General features: G+C 40.1%; 20 protein-coding genes. All 20 read left to right on the top strand.

Annotated features, from left to right (window positions below):
• Window positions 1-11: 11 nt before the first annotated feature.
• The 20 genes from FS458_RS11495 to FS458_RS11400 all read left to right on the top strand — a co-directional run bounded on the left by FS458_RS11495 (window position 12) and on the right by FS458_RS11400 (window position 22,756).
• Entirely contained in the window at window positions 12-1,538 is a 1,527-nt protein-coding gene (locus FS458_RS11495) for an ABC transporter ATP-binding protein (RefSeq protein ID WP_144700680.1), read from the top strand.
• The gene (locus FS458_RS11490) at window positions 1,528-2,580 is read left to right on the top strand and encodes an ABC transporter permease (RefSeq protein ID WP_144700678.1); all 1,053 of its coding nucleotides are present in this window, start codon (window positions 1,528-1,530) and stop codon (window positions 2,578-2,580) included. The genes FS458_RS11495 and FS458_RS11490 overlap by 11 nt, the downstream gene beginning before the upstream one ends.
• On the top strand, window positions 2,580-3,542 hold the full coding sequence (locus FS458_RS11485) for an ABC transporter permease (protein WP_144700676.1): 963 nt from the start codon (window positions 2,580-2,582) through the stop codon (window positions 3,540-3,542). The genes FS458_RS11490 and FS458_RS11485 overlap by 1 nt, the downstream gene beginning before the upstream one ends.
• A 213-nt stretch (window positions 3,543-3,755) precedes the next feature.
• Window positions 3,756-5,054: an EF-P 5-aminopentanol modification-associated protein YfmF gene (gene yfmF, locus FS458_RS11480; protein WP_144703521.1), complete on the top strand. Its 1,299-nt coding sequence runs from the start codon at window positions 3,756-3,758 to the stop codon at window positions 5,052-5,054.
• Complete coding sequence (yfmH, locus tag FS458_RS11475) at window positions 5,035-6,324, top strand: EF-P 5-aminopentanol modification-associated protein YfmH (RefSeq protein ID WP_144700674.1); 1,290 nt, start codon at window positions 5,035-5,037, stop codon at window positions 6,322-6,324. The genes yfmF and yfmH overlap by 20 nt, the downstream gene beginning before the upstream one ends.
• Window positions 6,325-6,383: 59 nt before the next feature.
• The gene (gene ymfI / locus FS458_RS11470) at window positions 6,384-7,109 is read left to right on the top strand and encodes an elongation factor P 5-aminopentanone reductase (protein WP_391503397.1); all 726 of its coding nucleotides are present in this window, start codon (window positions 6,384-6,386) and stop codon (window positions 7,107-7,109) included.
• Window positions 7,110-7,178: 69 nt separating this feature from the next.
• A complete protein-coding gene (locus FS458_RS11465) occupies window positions 7,179-7,436 on the top strand; it encodes a DUF3243 domain-containing protein (RefSeq protein ID WP_066393818.1) in 258 nt (85 codons plus the stop codon).
• Window positions 7,437-7,570: 134 nt separating this feature from the next.
• The gene (locus FS458_RS11460) at window positions 7,571-8,347 is read left to right on the top strand and encodes a DUF3388 domain-containing protein (RefSeq protein WP_066393823.1); all 777 of its coding nucleotides are present in this window, start codon (window positions 7,571-7,573) and stop codon (window positions 8,345-8,347) included.
• Between the two features lie 18 nt (window positions 8,348-8,365).
• Window positions 8,366-9,238, top strand: a complete 873-nt coding sequence (locus FS458_RS11455; RefSeq protein ID WP_144700670.1) for a helix-turn-helix domain-containing protein — start codon at window positions 8,366-8,368, stop codon at window positions 9,236-9,238.
• A gap of 42 nt (window positions 9,239-9,280) precedes the next feature.
• Window positions 9,281-9,859: a CDP-diacylglycerol--glycerol-3-phosphate 3-phosphatidyltransferase gene (pgsA, locus tag FS458_RS11450; protein WP_066393829.1), complete on the top strand. Its 579-nt coding sequence runs from the start codon at window positions 9,281-9,283 to the stop codon at window positions 9,857-9,859.
• 154 nt (window positions 9,860-10,013) lie between these two features.
• The gene (locus tag FS458_RS11445) at window positions 10,014-11,255 is read left to right on the top strand and encodes a competence/damage-inducible protein A (protein ID WP_144700668.1); all 1,242 of its coding nucleotides are present in this window, start codon (window positions 10,014-10,016) and stop codon (window positions 11,253-11,255) included.
• A 126-nt stretch (window positions 11,256-11,381) separates the two neighbouring features.
• Window positions 11,382-12,428: a recombinase RecA gene (gene recA, locus FS458_RS11440; protein WP_144700666.1), complete on the top strand. Its 1,047-nt coding sequence runs from the start codon at window positions 11,382-11,384 to the stop codon at window positions 12,426-12,428.
• A 469-nt stretch (window positions 12,429-12,897) separates the two neighbouring features.
• Window positions 12,898-14,463 (top strand): ribonuclease Y, encoded by a 1,566-nt coding sequence (rny, locus tag FS458_RS11435; RefSeq protein ID WP_066393834.1) that lies wholly within the window; start codon window positions 12,898-12,900, stop codon window positions 14,461-14,463.
• Between the two features lie 342 nt (window positions 14,464-14,805).
• A complete protein-coding gene (spoVS, locus tag FS458_RS11430; protein ID WP_010193268.1) occupies window positions 14,806-15,066 on the top strand; it encodes a stage V sporulation protein SpoVS in 261 nt (86 codons plus the stop codon).
• 354 nt (window positions 15,067-15,420) lie between these two features.
• A complete protein-coding gene (locus tag FS458_RS11425; RefSeq protein WP_144700664.1) occupies window positions 15,421-17,163 on the top strand; it encodes a 2-oxoacid:acceptor oxidoreductase subunit alpha in 1,743 nt (580 codons plus the stop codon).
• A gap of 1 nt (window position 17,164) precedes the next feature.
• A complete protein-coding gene (locus FS458_RS11420; RefSeq protein WP_144700662.1) occupies window positions 17,165-18,031 on the top strand; it encodes a 2-oxoacid:ferredoxin oxidoreductase subunit beta in 867 nt (288 codons plus the stop codon).
• Window positions 18,032-18,330: 299 nt separating this feature from the next.
• Window positions 18,331-19,371: an L-threonine 3-dehydrogenase gene (gene tdh, locus FS458_RS11415; RefSeq protein ID WP_260858569.1), complete on the top strand. Its 1,041-nt coding sequence runs from the start codon at window positions 18,331-18,333 to the stop codon at window positions 19,369-19,371.
• Between the two features lie 24 nt (window positions 19,372-19,395).
• A complete protein-coding gene (locus FS458_RS11410; protein WP_144703518.1) occupies window positions 19,396-20,571 on the top strand; it encodes a glycine C-acetyltransferase in 1,176 nt (391 codons plus the stop codon).
• A gap of 230 nt (window positions 20,572-20,801) precedes the next feature.
• On the top strand, window positions 20,802-22,322 hold the full coding sequence (gene miaB, locus FS458_RS11405) for a tRNA (N6-isopentenyl adenosine(37)-C2)-methylthiotransferase MiaB (RefSeq protein ID WP_066393838.1): 1,521 nt from the start codon (window positions 20,802-20,804) through the stop codon (window positions 22,320-22,322).
• A complete protein-coding gene (locus FS458_RS11400; RefSeq protein WP_066393841.1) occupies window positions 22,322-22,756 on the top strand; it encodes a RicAFT regulatory complex protein RicA family protein in 435 nt (144 codons plus the stop codon). The genes miaB and FS458_RS11400 overlap by 1 nt, the downstream gene beginning before the upstream one ends.
• The last annotated feature ends 70 nt before the right edge of the window (window positions 22,757-22,826 follow it).

Here is a 22,826-nt window from a genome sequence, read left to right as displayed (position 1 = left end):
GGAGCAAGAAAATGGAATATGTAATTGACATGCGCAATATCCGAAAAGAATTCCCTGGAATCGTAGCGAACGATAACATTACGCTACAAGTAAAAAAAGGGGAGATTCATGCATTATTAGGGGAGAACGGTGCAGGAAAATCAACATTGATGAACGTTTTGTTCGGTCTTTACGAACCAGAACAAGGCGAGATCTTCGTAAAAGGAAATAAAGTGGTGAACAATGATCCGAATATTGCCAACTCGCTTGGTATTGGGATGGTTCATCAGCACTTTATGCTCGTTGATAAGTTTACTGTAACCGAAAATATCATCCTTGGAAAAGAACCTACAAAAGGCGGAAAAGTTGATCTTCAGACAGCGGCTAAGGAAGTACAAGCTCTTTCTGATCAATACGGACTGCGTGTAGATCCTTACGCAAAGATAGAAGATATCTCAGTTGGTATGCAGCAACGTGTAGAAATTTTGAAAACGCTTTATAGAGGAGCGGATATTCTCATTTTTGATGAGCCTACAGCCGTATTAACACCTCAAGAAATCGTAGAACTTATTCAGATCATGAAAAAGCTTGTTAATGAAGGCAAGTCTATCATCCTTATCACTCATAAACTAAAAGAGATCATGGAAGTATGTGACCGCTGTACGGTAATAAGAAGAGGTAGAGGCGTTGGTACGGTAGATGTTAGCGATTCTAACCCTGATTCTCTAGCAGCGATGATGGTTGGTCGTGAAGTAAACTTTAAAGTTGAAAAAGTAGATGCTGCTCCTAAAGAAGCTGTATTGAAGATTAAAGATCTTATCGTTCATGATAGCAGAAAAGTACCAGCTGTAAACGGATTAAACCTGACTGTACATGCAGGTGAGATCGTTGGAATCGCTGGAGTTGACGGAAACGGTCAATCTGAACTATTAGAGGCAATCACAGGTCTTCATAAAGTCCACGAAGGATCGATACATCTGCGTGATAAAGAGATTACGAATAAGTCTCCTAGAAGTGTTACAGAGAATGGTCTGAGTCATATTCCGCAAGATAGACACAAACATGGACTCGTATTGGACTTTTCAGTAGGAGAGAACATGGTTCTTCAAACCTATTATCAGAAGCCTTATTCTAAATCTGGCATATTGAACTTTAAACCGATCTTTGACAAAGCTAAAAAGCTGATCGAGGAATACGATGTTCGTACACCTGATGCTTATACGCCAGCACGTGCATTATCTGGTGGTAATCAGCAAAAAGCCATTATCGCAAGAGAAGTGGACAGGGATCCGGACTTTTTGATCGCCGCTCAGCCAACTCGAGGTCTTGATGTTGGAGCGATCGAATTCATTCATTCCAAGCTGATCGAACAAAGGGATAATGGAAAAGCTGTACTGCTCGTTTCTTTTGAATTGGAAGAGATCATCAACGTGAGTGACCGAATCGCCGTAATGTATGAAGGAAAGATTGTTGCGATCGTGAACCCGAAAGAAACAACAGAACAAGAACTGGGTCTATTGATGGCTGGAGGAAAGAGAGGTGCCGTTCATGCAGAATAATACAAACAAAATGAAGTTTCTTGTGCCTCTTATCTCTGTATTTTTAGGACTTCTTATCGGCGGTATTATCATGCTGATCAGTGGATATCCACCGATTGAAGCGTATGCTGCTCTTTTTGAAGGGATTTTTGGCGAATCATATTATAGGGGTGAAACAATCAGACAGATGTCACCTCTTATTCTTTCAGGGTTGGCAGTTGCGTTTGCGTTTAGAACAGGATTATTTAATATCGGAGTAGAAGGACAGCTATTAGTCGGGTGGCTAGCTGCAGTTTATGTGGGGATTTTTGTTGATGCTCCAGCCATTATTCATATTCCGCTTGCTGTTCTAGCAGCTGGAGTCGCTGGTGCTCTATGGGGATCTGTTCCTGGTATCTTAAAAGCACGTTTTAAAGTTCATGAAGTAATCACAACGATTATGATGAACTATATCGCACTCTATAGCACGAATGAAATCATTCGTAATTTTATGCTTGCTCCGGGTGAGCGAACAGAGAATGTAAAAGAATCAGCTTCTCTAGCTTCACCGTTTTTGCAAGAGTTAACAGACAATTCTACACTTCACTTTGGAATCATCATAGCAATCGTTGCGGCAGTGATCATGTGGTTCTTATTATGGAGAACTACATTAGGTTATGAGCTTCGTGCCGTAGGGTTCAACCAGCATGCATCTCAGTATGCTGGGATCAACGTGTCGAAAAACATCGTCCTATCCATGGCGATTTCAGGTGCTTTCGCGGGGATTGCCGGAAGTATGGAAGGTCTAGGTACGTATCAATACATGACGATCAATGCTGGATTTACCGGGGTAGGATTTGATGGAATCGCTGTTGCACTTCTTGGTGCTAACAGTGCGATTGGAGTTATTTTAGGTGCTGCACTCTTCGGCGGATTAAAGATTGGTGCACTGAATATGCAAGCTATGGCTGGAGTTCCGACAGAACTTGTTGGAATCGTTATCGCTTTAATCATCTTCTTTGTTGCGTGCAGCTATCTTGTTCATTGGTTGATGAACCGTGTGAACAGAGGAGGTAAGATCTGATGAGTTTTATGGATATTCTAGCACTAATCATACCTGCTGCTATCGTTTCGGCTGCTCCTTTAATCTTTACCGCTCTTGGTGGCGTTTTTAGTGAACGTTCAGGAGTTGTAAATATCGGCTTAGAAGGCTTAATGCTATTCGGTGCTTTTACAGGCGCCGTAACGATCTATTATGGTGAGCAGTTCGGATTAGCTGGTGCAGCACCATGGGTCAGTTTTGTTGTAGCTATGATCGTAGGAGCTCTATTTGCATCCATTCATGCTGTTGCAAGTATCTCGTTAAAAGCGGACCAAGTCGTTAGTGGTGTTGCAATCAACTTCTTGGCTGTAGGACTCGCGATCTTTTTAACAAAGAAAATCTTTAATGCAGGTCAAACGCCTGTAATTTCAGAACGTATCTCAAAAAGTGATATTCCGTTTCTGTCAGATATTCCGGTGATCGGAAAGCTATTCTTCTCAAATGCGTATCTGACTTCTTATCTAGCAGTATTTGTAGCTTTAATCGTATGGTATGTTCTTTACAAAACACCATTTGGTCTTCGCCTTCGTTCTGTAGGTGAACATCCGATGGCTGCAGATACGATGGGGATCAATGTTAAAAAAATGCGTTATGTTGGCGTTCTTTTGAGTGGTGCTCTAGCTGGTCTAGGTGGAGCTGTATATGTAGCTTCTATCTCAGGGAACTTCACACACTCCACGATCACAGGACAAGGTTTCATGGCTCTAGCTGCGATGATCTTCGGAAAATGGCATCCACTAGGCGCATTAGGAGCTGCTCTATTCTTTGGTCTAGCACAAGCGATCAGTATTTCTGGAGCTCAGATTCCAGGTCTGCAAGATATTCCAAAAGTATTCTTGCTTATCGCTCCATACGTACTTACGATACTAGCTTTAGCAGGTCTTGTAGGCCGTGCGGATGCACCGAAAGCACTTGGAACACCTTATGAAAAAGGAAAAAGATAAAAAGTAGAATGTGGCTCACTGCCTGTCCCGCGGAAAACGATCATCCTGAAGCGGAGATCAACTGCTTTCAAAAACATCATTGTGTAACATATAATAAAAAAGTCTGCCGATAGGCGGACTTTTTTGTTTTTAAAAGGAGGAATGTCATGTCAGGTATCGAAAATGGGTAAACTAGGATGTAGACATAATGAAAGGGGTACTTATTCAATGGGAATTGTTAATCATAAAAAAACCAATCTCCACGGCATGACTGTACATACGATAGAAACGAAAAAGTATAAGACCACATCGTTTATACTTCAGGTAAAAGAACCGATCAACGAAAAGAACGTTACAAAGCGAGCTCTGCTTGCTTATGTCTTACAGAGCGGTACAAAGGATTTCCCTTCATCCAAAGAGTTAAGAAGTGCTTTAGATGATCTATATGGAGCTACATTAAATGCTGATCTTTCCAAAAAAGGTGAGAATCAAGTAATTAGTATTCGTATGGAAGTAGCAAATGAGAAATTTTTATCCAACTCAGAGCCTGTTCTTGATAAAGCCTTCCATTTATTATCACAAGTTCTCTTAGCTCCTGCTCTTGAAGGTGATGTGTTTAAAGAGGGAATCGTAAAAAAAGAGAAGCGCAGTCTGAAACAACAGATTGAATCCATCTATGATGACAAGATGCGTTATGCAAACAAACGACTTTTAGAAGAGATGTACGACACAGAACCTTACCGCTTGAATGTTTATGGAAACGGTGATGAAGTTGATTCGATCTCACCAAAAGAACTGTTTGACTATTATCAAGAAGTGATTAGAAATGATAAGATCGATCTTTATGTGATCGGTGATATTTCAACAGATGAGATGGTTGACAAGGTTAGCAAGCATTTCCGTTTTTCAAAAGATAGAAAAGAAGACGAGACTATAGCGGTGAATGCTGCAGACGAAAAAAGGATCTCTGAAGTTAAGGAAATCTTCGAAGAGCAAGATGTACAACAAGGAAAACTGCACATGGGTTACCGCACGTATACTACCTATGCAGATGAAGAGTATTTTGCTCTACAGGTGTTTAACGGGATTTTTGGCGGGTTTTCTCACTCTAAATTGTTTATGAACGTTCGTGAAAAAGAAAGTTTGGCTTATTATGCAGCTTCTCGGTTCGAGAGCCATAAAGGAGCTGTTTTTGTTATGAGCGGAATCGAGACTGCCAATTATGAAAAAGCGGTAAAAATTATTAAAGAACAGCATGAAGAAATGAAGAACGGCAAGATCACAGACTCTGAATTCGAACAGACGAAAGCGATGATCAACAATCAAGTGTTAGAGACGATCGACCACCCGATCGGTCTATCAGAAGTGCTGTATCACAATGTTGTTGCAGGTACGAATCGTTCCATTGAAGATTGGATGGAAGGAATAAAAAAAGTAACAAAAGATGATGTGGTTGCAGTAGCTAAAAAGGTAACATTAGATACCATTTTCTTCTTGAAGGGAGCTGGCACGAATGGGAATGAAAACGTTTGATCAATTAGATGAAACGCTGCATTATGAAGAACTAGCGAATGGGTTAAAGGTTTATGTTTTAGAAAAGAAAGGCTTTAATAAGACATACGCTACGTTTACGACACATTATGGATCAGTGGATAATCACTTTAAGCCGTTAGGCAAAGATGAAAATGTGAAAGTTCCTGATGGAATCGCACATTTTCTTGAGCATAAACTTTTTGAAAAAGAGCATGGAGATGTCTTTCAAGATTTTAGTAAACAAGGTGCATCTGCTAATGCTTTTACGACATTTAACAGAACGGCTTATCTGTTTTCAACAACGGGTGATGTAAAGAAAAACTTAACGACTTTAATCGACTTCGTACAAGAACCCTATTTTACAGAAAAGACGGTCGAAAAAGAAAAAGGAATCATCGGTCAAGAGATCAGAATGTATGATGATAATCCGGATTGGCGCGTTTATTTTGGTCTGATTGAAAATATGTATCACCATCATCCAGTAAAGATCGATATCGCTGGAACTGAAAAATCTATCGCTAAGATTACAAAAGATGATCTGTATGAGTGTTATGAAACGTTTTATCATCCGAGCAACATGATTCTCTTTATCGTGGGTCCGGTAGATGCTAAAGATATATTAAGTTTTGTTAAAGACAATCAATCACAAAAAACGTTCAAAGAAAAAGAAAACATCGAACGATTCTTTGACGAGGAACCACAGTCGGTCGCAAAAACAAAGAAAGTGATCGAGATGACCGTACAGACTCCTAAGTGCTATATGGGCTATAAAGAAGCTGCTCCTAATCGTCAAGGAAAAGAGTTAATGAAACATGAACTAAGTGTAAATCTTCTTTTGGAGATGATGTTCGGAAAAAGCTCTCCGAATTATGAAACATTGTATGAGGAAGGGTTGATCGACCAGACCTTCTCTTTTGATTACACAGAAGAGAATGGATTTGGATTCAGCATGCTCGGAGGAGATACTGGATCTCCAGATGAATTTGTTGAAAGAATCTCAGGCATGGTTGAAGACTTTAAACAACAGTCGATTGATGAAGGTTCATTTGATCGCGCTCGTAAAAAGAAGATCGGTGCATTTTTACGATCATTGAACTCACCGGAGTTTATTGCAAATCAATTCACTCGCTATGCGTTCAATGAGATGGACTTGTTTGATGTGATCCCCGTTTTTGAATCGCTGACTGTTCGTGATGTGGAAAGTGTTCTACAAGACCACTTTAAAAAAGAAGCCATGACCGTTTGCCAAGTACAAAAAAAGAAGTCATAATAAATTTAAAAACATCCTGCTGAGGTAGGATGTTTTTTTACAGCAATGAGGGATTAACATTGAAAAACGCGCTTGTCACAGGAGCATCAGGAGCGATCGGAAGCGAGATCAGCCATATGTTAGCATCAAATGGTTTTCGGATGTATCTTCATTACAACACCAATCGAAGCGCTGCAGAAAAGCTGCAGAACGAATTAAAGGATAAATATGATGTACCCGTTTTTATAGTCTCTGCTGACCTGTCTAAAGCAGATGGACCAAAAGCTCTATGGTCTAAAATTAAAGAGCCTATAGATGTGTTCGTATATAACTCTGGCTCTGCTCATTTTGGCCTTCTCACGGATTTTACCGAAGAATCTATTACAGAGACGATGCAGTTGAATCTTTTAAGTGCGATCTCACTGTCGAAGGCGATTGTGCCTAACATGATTCAAAAAAAATCTGGAAAGATCATCATGATCACATCCGTTTGGGGAGAAGTAGGGGCTGCATGTGAGACGGTCTATTCTGCCGCAAAAGGCGGATTGAATACGTTTGTTAAAGCTCTCTCAAAAGAATTAGCTCCGAGCCATATACAAGTAAATGGCATCTCTCCAGGAGTGATATCCACTCCTATGATGGACCAGTTTACAGATGAAGAGAAGCGTTCATTGGCTGACGATATACCTGCTGGGCGGTTTGGGGAACCACGTGAAGTTGCTCATGCTGTTGAATTTTTAATGAGCGAAAAAGCGGATTATATCTCTGGTCATATCCTTTCGATCAACGGATCGTGGTTTACTTAAAAAAACATGTATAAAAAGCATGAAACTAAGAGATATTAATGCTGTATCAACCTTGAAGGAGGAGACAGCATGTCTGTATTAGACAACTTTGGTCAATGGAAAGATTTCTTGGCAGAGCGTTTAAATCACGCGGAACACGAAGGTATGAACCACGATACGATCTCGAACTTAGCAACTGAGATCGGTGGCTACTTAGCGAACCACGTAGAACCAAAAAACGAGGAAGAAAAAGTTCTTGCCGATCTTTGGAAAGTGGCCGATGAAAACGAAAGACACGCCATCGCAAACATGATGGTAAAGCTAGTTCAAAACGACGGAAGCCGCTAAATGGTGAAGGATGTTAAGAAATTTTTCTTAACATCCTTTTATTTTGCTTTCATAATAAATTGAAATCATTTATTATTAGAAACAAGAATAGATGTAGAATTTTGTTTCATTTTGAAAGAATAAGGAGATGAATTATGGGAGAGCAAGAATGGTATTTAGAGTACGAGATACATAAAAACCGGCCGGGTCTCCTAGGGGATATATCTTCCTTATTGGGTATGCTTGGAATTAATATCGTCACGATTAACGGTGTTGACAACGAGCGTCGTGGAATGCTTCTGATCATTGATAACGAAGAAAAGATCAACCGGCTTCAATCGATTTTAGATTCAATGGACAATATTACAGTAACCAAGTTTAGAAAACCGAAGCTTCGTGATCGTCTCGCTGTAAGACACGGCAGATATATTGAACGTGATGCGGATGATAAGAAAACCTTTCGTTTTATAAGAGATGAACTTGGGATATTAGTTGACTTTTTAGCTGAATTATATAAAGTTGAAGGACATAAATTAATCGGCGTTAGAGGCATGCCCCGTGTTGGGAAAACGGAAAGTATCGTAGCATCCAGTGTTTGTGCGAATAAACGTTGGGTCTTTATTTCATCCACGTTGTTGCGTCAGACCGTCAGAAGCATGCTTGCGGATGATGAATACGATTCTGACCATGTTTTTATTATTGATGGTGCGGTTTCAGCACGTAATATGAACGATAAACATTGGCAGCTCATACGAGAGATCATGAGGCTTCCTGCAGCGAAAGTTGTGGAACATCCTGATCTTTTTGTTCAGCAAACGGAATATACACTTGATGATTTTGACTACATTATCGAGCTAAAGAGTCATCGTGATGAAGAAATTACATATGAAGCTCTGAAACAAGATCAAACAGGATTCGGAAATTTAGAATGACGTAAGTAGGTGGGAAGGTTGACAGAACTCGGTAAGTTATTAAAAGAAAAACGCGAAGAAAAAGGAATGTCACTTGAGGAACTTCAAACAGCTACTAAGATACAAAAAAGATATCTTGTAGCCATTGAAGAGGGAAAGTATGAAGTACTTCCAGGATCGTTTTATGCTCGAGCGTTCATTAAAAATTATTGTGAAGCTGTAGGTTTGCATTATGAGACCATTTTTGATGAATATTCTCATGAGATACCAAAATCGGCAAAAGAACCAACTACAGAGTTCGAACCGCGTTCAAAAAGAGAGCGGTCCGGAGTATCAGAAGATCATTCTCTTTTAAAAAGGTTGATACCGATCGTACTTATTGGAGTTTTGATCGTGGTTGTCCTCTTTGTCGTATGGAAGCTTCTTCCTGATGGGAATGATCAAGCGAAAAGCGGCAATGATTCACCAGGTGTTCTTTTGGATGCAGATGAGAACAAACCACAGAAAAAAGAAGGAACAAAGAAAGAAAAAGAAGATGTTTCTGAAGAGAAAGAAGAAAAATCTGAAGCTCCAAAAGAAGAAGAGAAACAACAAACGTTAACGAAACTTGAAACGATCGGTAAAGTAACAACTTATGATTTGAAAGATACGGATAAACTGGTTGTGGAACTTAGTGCAAAAGGGCCTAGTTATGTAGGGATCCAAGATGAGACTACGAAAAGCTATTTTAATAATCAGATGAAAGAAGGTCAAACAGAAACCTTCGACCTTTCTTCTGCAAAAGAGGTAACACTAAATATTGGCGCGTCTCATGTAACATCTATTAAAATTAATGGAGAAGCATTCACATATCCAGTGCCAGCTACTGAACTGATCCATCAAAAAATTGTGATTCGTAAGGCTCAACAATAGTTAATACAAAATTGATTTTGACCGTATTTTGGAGGAATTGCATTGAACTTACCTAATAAGATTACCATTTCTAGGATTTTTTTAATTCCACTCTTTATGATTGTTCTTTTGGGCGATTTTGATTGGGGAGTATGGAAGATAGCGGGTGAAGAATTACCTGTCACTCATTTTGTAGCAGCGCTGATCTTTATCTTTGCATCTAGCACTGATTGGGTCGACGGCTATTATGCGCGCAAATATAACTTAGTTACGAATTTAGGGAAATTTTTGGACCCATTAGCTGACAAGCTGCTCGTTTCAGCTGCACTTGTAGGTTTAGTTGAACTTGGAGCTGCACCTGCATGGATGGTTATCGTTATTCTAAGCCGAGAGTTCGCTGTTACAGGAATCCGTGCTGTTGCTTCTGCAGAAGGCGAAGTTATTGCAGCAGGACAGATGGGTAAACTAAAGATGTGGATACAGATTATTGCGATTTCAGCTCTATTGCTTCACAATCTACCATTTGCATGGATCGGACTTCCTTTTGCAACGATCAGTCTTTGGGCAGCAACTCTGATTACCTTATATTCTGGCTGGGAGTATTTCGTGAACAGCAAACATATTTTATTAAAATCAAAGTAATCTAGAATGAAGAAAAAACAGGAGCAGAAAACTCCTGTTTTTTTGTTAGCTGTAGGTGAAAATGGAGAAATCGTGAAGAAATGATAGCGTTTCTTTGCATATATAAGTTTGAATGATATGAAATCAGAGAATACAATCAGGGAGCGTGTATGAGTTGAACGCAGAAATCATAGCAGTTGGCAGTGAACTTTTATTAGGACAGATCGCAAACACGAATGCTCAGTTTATTTCAAAAGAGCTTGCTGACATCGGAGTCAACGTTTTTTATCACTCAGTAGCAGGCGATAATGAGAACCGCCTCTCATCAGTGATTCAAACAGCCAGGTCAAGATCGGATCTGCTCATCTTTACGGGAGGTCTTGGACCAACTAAAGACGACCTGACGAAGGAAACGATCGCCAAACTATTTCAAAAGGAATTGGTCCATGATGAAGCTGCTTTAGAGTATATAACCAATTATTTTGTTCAAACCAATCGAGAGATGACACCGAACAATAAGAAGCAAGCTCTCATTATTGAAGGATCTGCCGTATTGCCAAACGATAACGGTATGGCACCCGGAATGGCGTTTACTCATGGTAACAACACGTGTATACTCCTACCTGGACCACCTAGTGAGATGAGACCCATGTTCAACAACTATGTAATTCCTTTTCTTTATTCTAAAATGGATGTGCAGACAAAGTTTCATTCAAGAGTCTTGAAATTTTTTGGGATTGGGGAATCGGTCTTAGAAACAAAGCTTCAGGATTTGATCGAGAAACAAAGCAATCCTACCATTGCTCCTCTAGCATCTGAACATGAGGTTACGATTCGACTTACTGCATCGCACCATTCAGAAACTGAGGCAAAAAGACTGCTGGATGAAGTAGAACAAGAAGTTCTAAGCCGTACAGGTTCTTATTTTTATGGTTATGATGACGAAACGCTAGAGAATCAGACTTTTGATCTTCTTCGAGATAATAAGCTGACGATCGCTTCAGCAGAGAGCTTGACTGGAGGATTATTCAGCAAAATTATCACTGATTTTCCTGGGGCATCTTCTGTGTTTCAAGGAGGAACCATCGTTTATTCAAGCGCATTGAAACAATCGATGCTTAAAGTACCTCAATCTTTAATCACAGATCATGGTGTTGTCAGCTCGCAATGTGCAGAATGGATGGCAGAGGAAATTAAAAAGCAGACAAAGTCTGATATTGGTATCAGCTTTACTGGTGTTGCGGGTCCTGATAGACAGGAAGGCAAGCCTGCTGGAACAGTTTTTATCGGCATATCGACACATGACCAAACGTATTCCCACTCCATAAAACTCGCAGGCTCAAGAAAAGGGATTCGTGAAAGAGCGGTTAAGCATGGATTTCGGTATTTAAATCAATTGGTCAAAGAAGGACAATAAAAAAATCGAATAAATGTTCGTAAAATGATTGGCAAATGAACAAAAAAGAGATATGATAGAGAAGTAGCAAGTAACAGAATTAATGAAACAAAAATACATGTAAAATGAATTTGAGGAGTGAATTGAATGAGCGATAGAAAAGCAGCTCTAGATATGGCTCTACGCCAAATTGAAAAGCAGTTCGGTAAAGGTTCCATCATGAAATTGGGTGAACAAACGGATCAGCGAATTTCAACAGTTTCCAGTGGATCGATCACTTTGGACATCGCACTTGGAATCGGTGGTTATCCTCGCGGAAGAATTATCGAAGTATATGGTCCTGAATCATCAGGTAAAACAACCGTTGCACTTCATGCTATTGCAGAAGTACAACGTAATGGTGGACAAGCTGCATTCATCGATGCTGAGCATGCACTAGACCCTGAATATGCCCAAAAACTAGGCGTTAATATTGATGAACTCTTATTGTCTCAGCCAGATACAGGTGAACAAGCGCTAGAGATCGCTGAAGCTCTTGTAAGAAGTGGAGCAGTAGATATTTTGATCATCGACTCCGTTGCTGCACTTGTTCCTAAAGCTGAGATCGAAGGGGAAATGGGTGACTCTCACGTTGGTCTCCAAGCTCGTCTAATGTCTCAAGCACTTCGTAAACTTTCAGGTGCCATCAATAAATCGAAAACCATCGCAGTATTCATCAACCAAATTCGTGAAAAAGTTGGCGTTATGTTCGGAAATCCTGAAACAACACCAGGGGGAAGAGCTTTAAAATTCTATTCATCTGTTCGTTTGGAAGTACGTCGTGCTGAACAGCTGAAACAAGGACAAGACGTTGTTGGTAATAAAACAAAAATTAAAGTTGTAAAAAATAAAGTAGCTCCTCCGTTTAGAACGGCTGAAGTTGATATCATGTACGGAGAAGGCATCTCTTATCAAGGTGAGATTCTGGATATCGGTTCAGACATTGACATCGTTCAAAAGAGCGGTGCTTGGTATTCTTACGAAGGCGAACGTTTAGGTCAAGGTCGTGAGAACTCGAAGCAATTCCTAAAAGAAAACCCTGAGATCGCATCAGCAATCGTTGCAGAAATCCGCAACTATTATCAGCTAGAAGGCAAAGCAACTGCTGAAGTGGAAGCTCCTTCCTCGGAAGAAGAATTTGAGTTAACAGAATAGCAATCGGGAAAGACTGGTCAGTACGACCGGTCTTTTTTTTGCTCTTTTTTAATCTCAGATTTCGTTTCTTCTGTGACAGTTGATTGGAGTGCAACGTATGAGACTTGGATAGGACGGTGGGCAGACAGAAAGTTAATATGTAGCTCACCGCTCGCGCCGCAGAAAGCGAACAACTAGAACGGAAATCAACTCCTTCTAAAAGCAACTGGTATGTGAAACCAGTTTTCAAAATAACGGATATGACAGGCAAAATATGCTCCTTGCTATTTTAAGGTCAAGCAATTATTATAGAAGATTGACTCTCTTGACAAGCCTTTGGCACACCTATAAAATGAAGATATATTTTGATTTCTTATGAAATTAAAAGATATGTATAGAATTTGTACGACATGAATGGTGCACAGCACATGTAAGACGATTGACGCCAAAAATGCAGTATGAAAAGCAGAAAGCAAGAGGAGGTGGGAATATGCCAAGTTTAGCAGTATTCATCTCCAGTTTGCTTGTCTCACTAGGTGTCGGTGCTATTGTCGGATATCTTGTTAGGAAATCAATTGCTGAAGCGAAGATTTCAAGCGCAGAACGAGCAGCTGCGCAAATTGTTGAAGATGCAAAGCGCGATGCTGACGCCAGCAAGAAAGAAGCGCTGTTAGAAGCAAAAGATGAAATCCATAAGCTACGTACCGAAGCTGAACGCGAAATTCGCGAACGTCGAAACGAGCTTCAAAAACAAGAACATCGATTGGTTCAAAAAGAAGAGATCCTAGACAGAAAAAGTGAAACTCTTGACAAAAAAGAGGAATCTTTAGAACGACGTGAGGAGTCTCTCACCAAAAAACAGCGACAAATTGAAGAGATTGAAAGCAAAGTGGAGGAATTGCTAGAAGAACAACAGCGAGAGCTTGAGCGCATTTCCAGCATTACCAGGGATGAAGCCCGCCAAATTATCATGACTGAAACTGAGAACGAGATGACACATGAGTTGGCGATGATGGTAAAAGAGATGGAAAACCGCGCTAAAGAAGAAGCGGACAAGAAAGCAAAAGAAATTCTTTCCCTAGCTATCCAACGCTGTGCAGCCGATCACGTAGCAGAAACTACAGTTTCTGTAGTAAACCTTCCTAACGATGAAATGAAAGGAAGAATTATTGGACGTGAAGGGCGAAACATCAGGACGTTAGAAACGTTAACTGGAATTGACTTAATCATTGATGATACTCCAGAAGCCGTTATTCTGTCTGGGTTTGATCCGATCCGCCGTGAAATTGCACGTATGGCTTTGGACAAGCTTGTACAGGATGGAAGAATTCACCCTGCACGAATTGAAGAGATGGTTGAAAAATCACGTCGAGAAGTGGATGAGTATATCCGCGAAGTAGGAGAACAGACAACTTTCGAAGTTGGTGTTCACGGACTTCATCCTGATTTGATCAAGATTCTTGGACGTTTGAAGTATCGTACAAGTTACGGTCAAAACGTTCTAAAACATTCAACAGAAGTGGCTTACTTAGCTGGATTAATGGCAGCTGAAGTAGGGGAAGACGTTCATCTTGCAAGACGAGCTGGTTTGCTTCATGACATCGGTAAGGCGATCGATCATGAAGTAGAAGGCAGTCACGTTGACATTGGTGTGGAACTTGCTACGAAGTACAAGGAACACCCAGTAGTCATCAACAGCATTGCGTCTCACCACGGAGACACTGAAGCAACTTCGATCATAGCTACTCTAGTTGCAGCAGCAGATGCACTTTCTGCAGCAAGACCAGGAGCACGCCGTGAAACACTTGAAACGTATATCCGCAGACTTGAAAAGTTAGAAGAGATTTCAGAATCATTTGATGGAGTTGAAAAATCTTTTGCGATACAAGCAGGCCGTGAGATACGTATCATGGTTAAACCGGATATGATTGATGATGTAGCATCATACCGACTAGCACGTGATATTACGAAAAAGATTGAAAGTGAACTGGACTATCCAGGACACATCAAAGTTACAGTCATTCGTGAGACTCGAGCAGTTGAATACGCAAAATAAACAAACAAAGCGGTGGGAGATCAATCCCATCGCTTTTTTATATGGTAGATGTCTTAACTAGAAAGAGATATGATGTTTTTGAATAAAGATATCAGAAGAGAAGATACGCAAGAACAGGTGTTTTAGTAGTAGGTCAATCATAGTTTTTTTCCGGAAAAACCACATTATGGTTTGAAAGAACTTTGTTAAGGGTACTAGAATACCGGGGTTTATTCATAGGGCAGCTGCTTTAACAAATCAGCAAATAAGAGAGAGAATGCACAATTTTGTTTCGGCAGGAATACAAGCCTTAATCAATGAATATAGTAGAACAGGTATCTATCCTGAAGGAGGTTCAAAACAATGGAAATATTAAAAGTTTCAGCAAAATCTAACCCCAACTCTGTAGCTGGTGCACTTGCTGGTGTTCTCCGGGAACGTGGAGGCGCTGAAATTCAGGCAATCGGAGCAGGTGCATTAAACCAAGCTGTTAAAGCAGTAGCTATCGCACGAGGTTTCGTAGCACCGAGCGGAGTTGACCTCATTTGTATTCCAGCATTTACAGATATCTTAATTGATGGGGAAGAACGAACGGCCATTAAATTAATTGTTGAACCGCGCTAATTAAAGTGAAACCTGTTTGCTCACCAAAAAGAGCAAGCAGGTTTTTAGTTTTATAGACTTATTTTCTTTTTAGAAGGTATGCAAAGAATAAGAGAAGGAAATGCGGAAACGTATATAGAATTCTAAGAGAGTACCAAGCATTTTAAAGCGCTTTCTTTTATTTACATTTTTTGTAATAGTGTGAATTTTGCTAGGCGAATACTTGCATTTTTATGAAGTTAAGTCTAGAATTGTAGACGTTTAGTACATAATTTAAGTAAACGTGATAATGCGCGTTCAACACAACATGAACCATACTAAATCAAACTATTGATTGAAAAAATTAACGTTTGGGTTACTGAAAGGGTGGAGTACATGATTGATCAACTTTCTTGGAAAGTTGGCGGACAGCAAGGTGAAGGAATTGATAGTACAGGTGAAATTTTTGCGATGGCACTTAACCGCCAAGGCTACTATCTGTATAGCTATCGACACTTTTCTTCCAGAATTAAAGGCGGTCATACCAACAATAAGATTCGTGTAAGCACGAGTGAAACCCGTTCGATCTCTGATGATCTTGATATTTTAATAGCATTCGATCAAGAAACGATCGATGTAAACGTACATGAGCTTCGTGATGGAGGAGTCGTGATTGGAGATTCAAAATTCAATCCTACAGTTCCTGAAGACCTTAATGTAAGATTATATTCGGTACCATTTACAGAGATTGCAAGTGAACTAGGCACATCTCTTATGAAGAACATGGTAGCGATCGGAGCGACTAGCGCTGTTTTAGGTCTTCCTGTAGAAAGCTATTTAGAAGTTGTAGAAGAGATTTTTGCTCGTAAAGGAGCAAAAGTAGTAGAAAAGAACATGGAAGCTATCCAAAAAGGCGCAGATCGTTTCAATGAATTATCTGGTGGCCAGATCGATGGATTCCAATTAAATAAAGCAGACGGCAAAAAGAGAATGTTCATGATTGGAAACGATGCGATTGCTTTAGGATTCGTGGCAGGAGGCGTACGTTTCATGTCTGCTTATCCGATCACGCCGGCATCTGAGATCATGGAATACTTGATCAAAAAATTGCCAGAGTTTGGCGGAACGGTAATTCAGACAGAAGATGAGATCGCTGCTTGTACGATGGCGATCGGAGCGAACTATGCAGGTGTTCGTACGATTACATCGTCAGCAGGACCAGGTCTATCCTTAATGATGGAAGCTTTAGGTCTATCCGGGATGACAGAAGTTCCTTTAGTTGTTGTAGACACACAGCGTGGAGGTCCATCCACAGGACTGCCTACAAAACAAGAACAATCTGATTTGATGGCAATGATCTATGGTACTCATGGTGAGATTCCAAAAGTGGTTATGGCACCAAGTACGGTTGAAGAAGCATTCTATGACGCTGTTGAGGCGTTAAATATTGCAGAAGAATATCAGATTCCTGTTATCTTACTTACAGATCTTCAACTTTCTCTTGGGAAGCAATCCGTTGAACCATTAGATTATAGCCGCGTAGAGATTCGTCGCGGTAAGCTTGATCCAAAAGAAGAGCTTCCAGAAACAGACGATAAAGATGGGTACTTCAAGCGTTATGAAGTAACTGAAGATGGTATTTCTCCTCGCGTAATCCCGGGTATGAAGAATGGTATCCACCATGTCACGGGTGTTGAGCATGATGAGACAGGAAAGCCTTCAGAAGTAGCAGCAAACCGTCAAAAGCAGATGGATAAACGACTGCGTAAACTTCAAAACCTGCGTTTTAATGTACCGGTTGTTAAACAAGCTCCTCATAAAGAAGCTGATATTCTTTTAGTTGGGTTCAATTCAACACGAGGAGTGATCGAAGAAGCGATCCCTCGTTTAGAAGCAGATGGCTTAAAAGTAAATCATGCTCATATTCGTTTGATCCATCCGTTCCCTGCCGATGAGATGAGATCGATGATCGACAAAGCGAAGAACGTAATCGTAGTCGAGAACAACGCGACAGGACAGCTGGCGAACATCTTAAAAATGAATGTTGGACAGCATGAGAAGGTTAAGAACTTATTAAAATATGATGGGAATCCTTTCTTGCCATCAGAAGTTGTCATGAAATGCAAGGAGCTGGTTTAATATGGCTACATTTAAAGATTTTCGTAACAGCATCAAACCGAACTGGTGTCCAGGATGTGGAGATTTCTCTGTACAGGCAGCTATTCAAAGAGCAGCTGCAAATGTAGGTTTAGAACCAGATGACCTTGCTGTTGTGTCAGGAATCGGCTGTTCGGGACGTATCTCAGGGTATATTAAATCTTATGGTTTCCATGGGATCCATGGCCGTTCGCTGCCGATCGCACAAGGTGTTAAGATGGCAAATCGTGATCTGACTGTTATCGCTTCAGGTGGTGATGGAGATGGGTTCGCGATCGGAATGGGTCACACCGTACATGCGATCAGACGAAACATCGATATTACTTATATTGTTATGGACAATCAGATTTATGGTCTAACAAAAGGACAAACATCACCTCGATCTGATGTTGGTTTTAAAACGAAGAGTACGCCAGAAGGTTCTGTAGAATCAGCGATTGGTGTGATGGAACTCGCTTTAACGGCTGGAGCTACGTTTGTGGCTCAAAGTTTTTCAACTGACCTAAAAGAGTTAACTTCCATCATCGAAGCTGGGATCAACCATAAAGGCTTCTCATTGATCAACGTTTTCTCCCCCTGTGTGACATACAATAAAGTGAACACATATGACTGGTTTAAAGAGCATCTCGTATCTTTAAGCACGATTGAAGGCTATGATTCTTCAAACCGTATGATGGCTATGCAAACACTAATGGAAAACAAAGGCCTTGTAAAAGGGATCATCTATCAAGATAAGGTAAAACCTTCTTATCAAGATCTTGCGCATGGATACAGCAAAGAAGCACTTGCAAAAGTTGATCTGAACTTACCTGAAGAAAAGTTTAATCAATTGATGTCAGAATTCATGTAAGAAACAGCTCTTCTCCTTAAATTTGGAGAAGGGCTTTTTTATTTTTTATCGTGCTGCATGAATTTCTATCTTTTTCTTCTTACGAAAGTTTTTTAAAGCGAACGTCCTGGAGCTCAAATGAACTCTATACGGTATACACCTATATATACGAAAAAAGCTTTTAAGAAAAAAAATCTTTAAATTTTTTTTGGCATCCGCGAATGTCCGTGTGGGATGGACACAGCTCTTTACCTTGTTGTTCAATCCATGTACAATTATTGATGGATATGATATTAAGGTTTACAGTGAGGGGTGTTTCTGTGCAAGGAAAAATGAAAGCAATAGTTAAGCATCATGCGGGTTATGGAGCTAGATTAGAAACAGTAGATATTCCTGAAATTAATGAAAGTGAAGTGCTGATCAAAGTTAAAGCAACTTCGATCTGTGGAACAGATGTCCATATATACACATGGGATGAGTGGTCACAGAGTCGTGTGAAAACGCCATATGTTTTTGGACATGAGTTTTCAGGAGTTGTTGAAAAAGTTGGAAGCGCTGTTACAAATGTCTCTGTTGGAGATCACGTATCGGCTGAAACACATATAGTTTGTCATTCTTGTCCACAATGTTTAAAAGGACAGTTCCACATCTGTAAGAACACAAAGATCATCGGTGTTGATACTCATGGCTGCTTTGCAGAGTATGTAGCAATGCCATCAGAGAACATTTGGAAAAATGATCCTAAGATGCCGTTTGAACATGGATCAATTCAAGAGCCGATGGGAAATGCTGTTCATACTGTGTTAGCTGGTGATGTTGCTGGTAAAACGGTGGCTGTCATCGGATGTGGCCCGATAGGTGTCATGGCGGTTAACGTTGCGAAAGCAGCAGGTGCAAGTCAGGTAATCGCTATCGATCTGAACGATTATCGTTTAGATCTTGCTAAAAAAGTAGGTGCGACAGAAGTGATCAACCCTAAATCTACCGATCCAGTTGATACAGTGATGAATTTAACGGATGGAAATGGTGTGGATGTTGTTTGTGAGATGAGCGGTCATCCAGTTGCGATCGACCAAGGATTTAAGATGATCACAAACGGTGGTCGTGTTTCAATCTTAAGTCTTCCTGTTAAACCTGTTGAGATCGACTTAACGAACGATGTAGTATTTAAGGGTGTTACAGTTCAAGGAATTACGGGAAGAAAAATGTATGAAACATGGCAACAGGTTTCAGGGCTTTTACAGTCAGGAAGCATGCATCCTGAAACGATCATTACTCATACACTTCCACTTGAAAAGTTTGAAGAAGGCTTTGATCTCATGATAAAAGGAAATTGCGGAAAAGTAGTTCTTATTCCTTAAAATCGAAAGGGGCAAAACATCGTGATGAAAGGTTTTGAATACCTGCAAGAAGAATTAGATCATATGAAAGAAGAAGGTACATTCAGAAAGCTTGTACCGCTTGAATCAGAGCAAGGATCAAAAGTTGTGATCAATGGAAAAGAAGTAATCCAGCTCTCTTCCAACAACTATTTAGGTCTTACGAGTCATCCGAAGATGAAGGAAGCAGCTTTAAAAGCTGTTGAAGAATTTGGAGTGGGTACAGGTTCTGTGCGTACGATTGCTGGAACTCTATCCATGCATGAAGAATTTGAAAAAAAATTAGCTGAATTCAAACACACAGAAGCATGTCTCGTCTTCCAATCTGGTTTTTCAACAAACCAAGGAATTCTTTCTGCTATTCTTACAGATCAAGATGTTGTTATTTCAGATGAGTTAAACCATGCATCAATCATTGATGGTATTCGTTTAACAAAAGCGAAAAGAAGAATCTACAAACACGTTGATCTAGAAGATTTAGAAGCAGCGTTAAAAGAGACACAAGAATTCAGAAAAAGAATTGTCGTAACAGACGGTGTTTTCTCAATGGACGGTAACATTGCGCCTCTTCCTGGAATCGTAGAACTGGCTGAAAAGTACGATGCTCTCGTAATGGTAGACGACGCACATGCGAGTGGTGTATTAGGTACGAATGGCCGGGGTACGATCGATCATTTTAACTTGAACGGCCGCGTTCATATTCAAGTCGGAACGTTAAGTAAAGCTATTGGAGTACTTGGAGGTTACATTGCAAGCACGCAAACATTAAGAGACTATCTGATTCATAAAGGCCGTCCGTTCTTGTTCAGCACATCGCATCCGCCTGCCGTAATCGCAGCGAGTTCAGCCGCGATCGACGTTCTAGAAGAAGAGCCAGAACACATGGAAAGACTTTGGGATAATACGAAGTTCTTTAAAGCGGGATTAAAAGAACTAGGGTTTAATACAGGAGTTAGTGAGACACCTATCACACCAGTACTTGTGGGTGATGACGCGCTTGCGCATAAACTATCTGATACGTTATTAAAATATGGTGTATTCGCTCAAGGTATCGCATTCCCAACAGTAGCTAAAGGAAAAGCTCGCGTACGTACGATTGTAACCGCTCAGCATACGAAAGAGGAGCTACAAGCTGCATTGGATGCATTTAAAAAAGCAGGAAAAGAATTAAATATTATTTAGATACTTGTAAAGTTGACTTTAAAGGCGCATTAGTAAGCTTTTTAAGGTCAACTTTTTTATTGACCACATTATATAAGATTATTAATAAACCGTAATTATATTATGTAAACTAAAACGATTACAAGTTTAACTATAATCCAATTTTTGATATAATGTTACAGTTGGATGAAATACTAGATTATTTATGAACGGATTACCTAGCAGTAAAGGCAATAAGGAGTGAAGATGTCTTGGATACTACGAAAGACAATCAAGAAGTAAAGACGAATAATAAAGAAAGAGACTACTCACAATACTTTCAATCTACGTATGCACCGCCTTCTTTAAAAGACGCGAAAAAGCGTGGTAAAGAACAAGTTCAAATATTAAAAGATTTTTCGATTCCGGAAAATCTAAAAAATATTGGAGTTGGCAAAAAGTTTTATATTCGTACGTACGGTTGTCAGATGAACGAGCATGATACAGAAGTTATGGCAGGAATTCTGAATGAAATGGGTTATGAAACCACATATTCTACAGAGGATGCCGACGTGATCCTGCTTAATACATGTGCCATTCGAGAAAATGCAGAGAACAAAGTGTTTGGCGAATTGGGACATTTGAAACATACGAAAGCGAACAACCCTAATCTTCTGCTAGGGGTCTGTGGATGCATGTCACAAGAAGAGTCTGTTGTTAACCGTATACTTTCCACATACCCTCAAGTTGATATGATCTTTGGAACTCATAACATACATCGTCTGCCTCAAATTATTGAGAATGCATTATTCTCAAAAGAAATGGTGGTCGAAGTTTGGTCTAAAGAAGGAGATATCGTCGAGAACCTTCCTAGAAAGCGTAAAGGGAACGTTAAAGGCTGGGTCAACATTATGTACGGCTGCGACAAATTCTGTACATATTGCATCGTTCCTTACACGCGAGGAAAAGAACGAAGTCGTTATCCGCAAGATATCATCGAAGAAGTAAGGCAGCTTGCAAGAGAAGGATATAAAGAAGTAACGCTCCTAGGTCAGAACGTGAATGCATACGGTAAAGATTTTGAAGATCTAGAGTATGGCCTAGGTGATCTAATGGATGAGATCCGTAAGATTGATATTCCTAGACTTCGTTTTACAACAAGTCACCCTCGAGATTTTGATGACCGATTGATTGAAGTTCTCGCTAAAGGTGGAAACATCGTAGATCATGTGCACTTGCCTGTTCAACACGGAAACAGCGATGTGCTCAAATTAATGGCTCGTAAATATACACGTGAGCATTATTTAGAACTTGTAAACAAGATCAAAGCTGCAATGCCGAATGTAGCATTAACTACGGATATTATTGTTGGGTTTCCGAATGAGACGGAAGAACAGTTCCAAGAGACGTTATCTCTAGTTAAAGAAGTGCAGTATGATGCTGCTTACACGTTTATCTATTCACCTCGTGAAGGCACTCCAGCTGCAAAGATGCAAGATAATGTTCCGATGGAAGTGAAACGAGAGCGTCTGCAGAGGCTAAACGCTATGCTGAATGATATCTCGTTAGAAAAGAACAAAGCATATGTTGGTAAAGTTGTGGAAGTGCTAGTTGAGGGAGAAAGTAAAAAGAATCCTGATGTACTAACAGGTCACACGGGTTCCAACAAAGTGGTAAACTTTAAAGCTCCTAAGCACTTAATAGGAGAAATTGTCAAAGTTCAGATTACCGATGCGAAAACATGGAACCTTGGCGGCGAATGGGTAGAAGAAAAATCAGAGGTGGTAGGCTAATGAGCACATATACAAAAGAAGAAATCTTGGGAAAAGCAAAAGAACTTGCAAAAATGATCGCAACAACTGATGAAGTTGATTTTTTTAAAAAAGCAGAAGCTCAGATCAATACGAATTCAAATGTAGCAAGGTTGATGGGACAGATTAAGAATCTGCAAAAACAAGCTGTCAATCTTCAACATTATCAAAAGCATGAAGCATCAAGAGAAGTAGAAGAAAAGATCGATGCTCTGATGGCTGAGCTTGATAGTATTCCAGTTGTGCAAGAGTTCAAACAATCACAAAGCGATGTGAATGATATTTTACAAATGGTTTCACATACGATCTCAAACAAAGTTACAGATGAGATCATTGAATCAACAGGGGGAGACCTTTTAAAAGGAACAACAGGTTCTCAAGAAGGATGTTCTCCAGGCGGCTGCGGCTGTCACTAACCAGAAACACGATGTCTTTTGTAGACATCGTGTTTTTATTTGAGATTCATTCCAGTTTATTGGGTGTTTC

The sequence above is a fragment of the Fictibacillus phosphorivorans genome, from assembly GCF_007673525.1.
Taxonomy (GTDB): Bacteria; Bacillota; Bacilli; order Bacillales; family Fictibacillaceae; genus Fictibacillus; species Fictibacillus phosphorivorans_C.
This window is presented reverse-complemented; position numbering and strand designations above follow the sequence as displayed.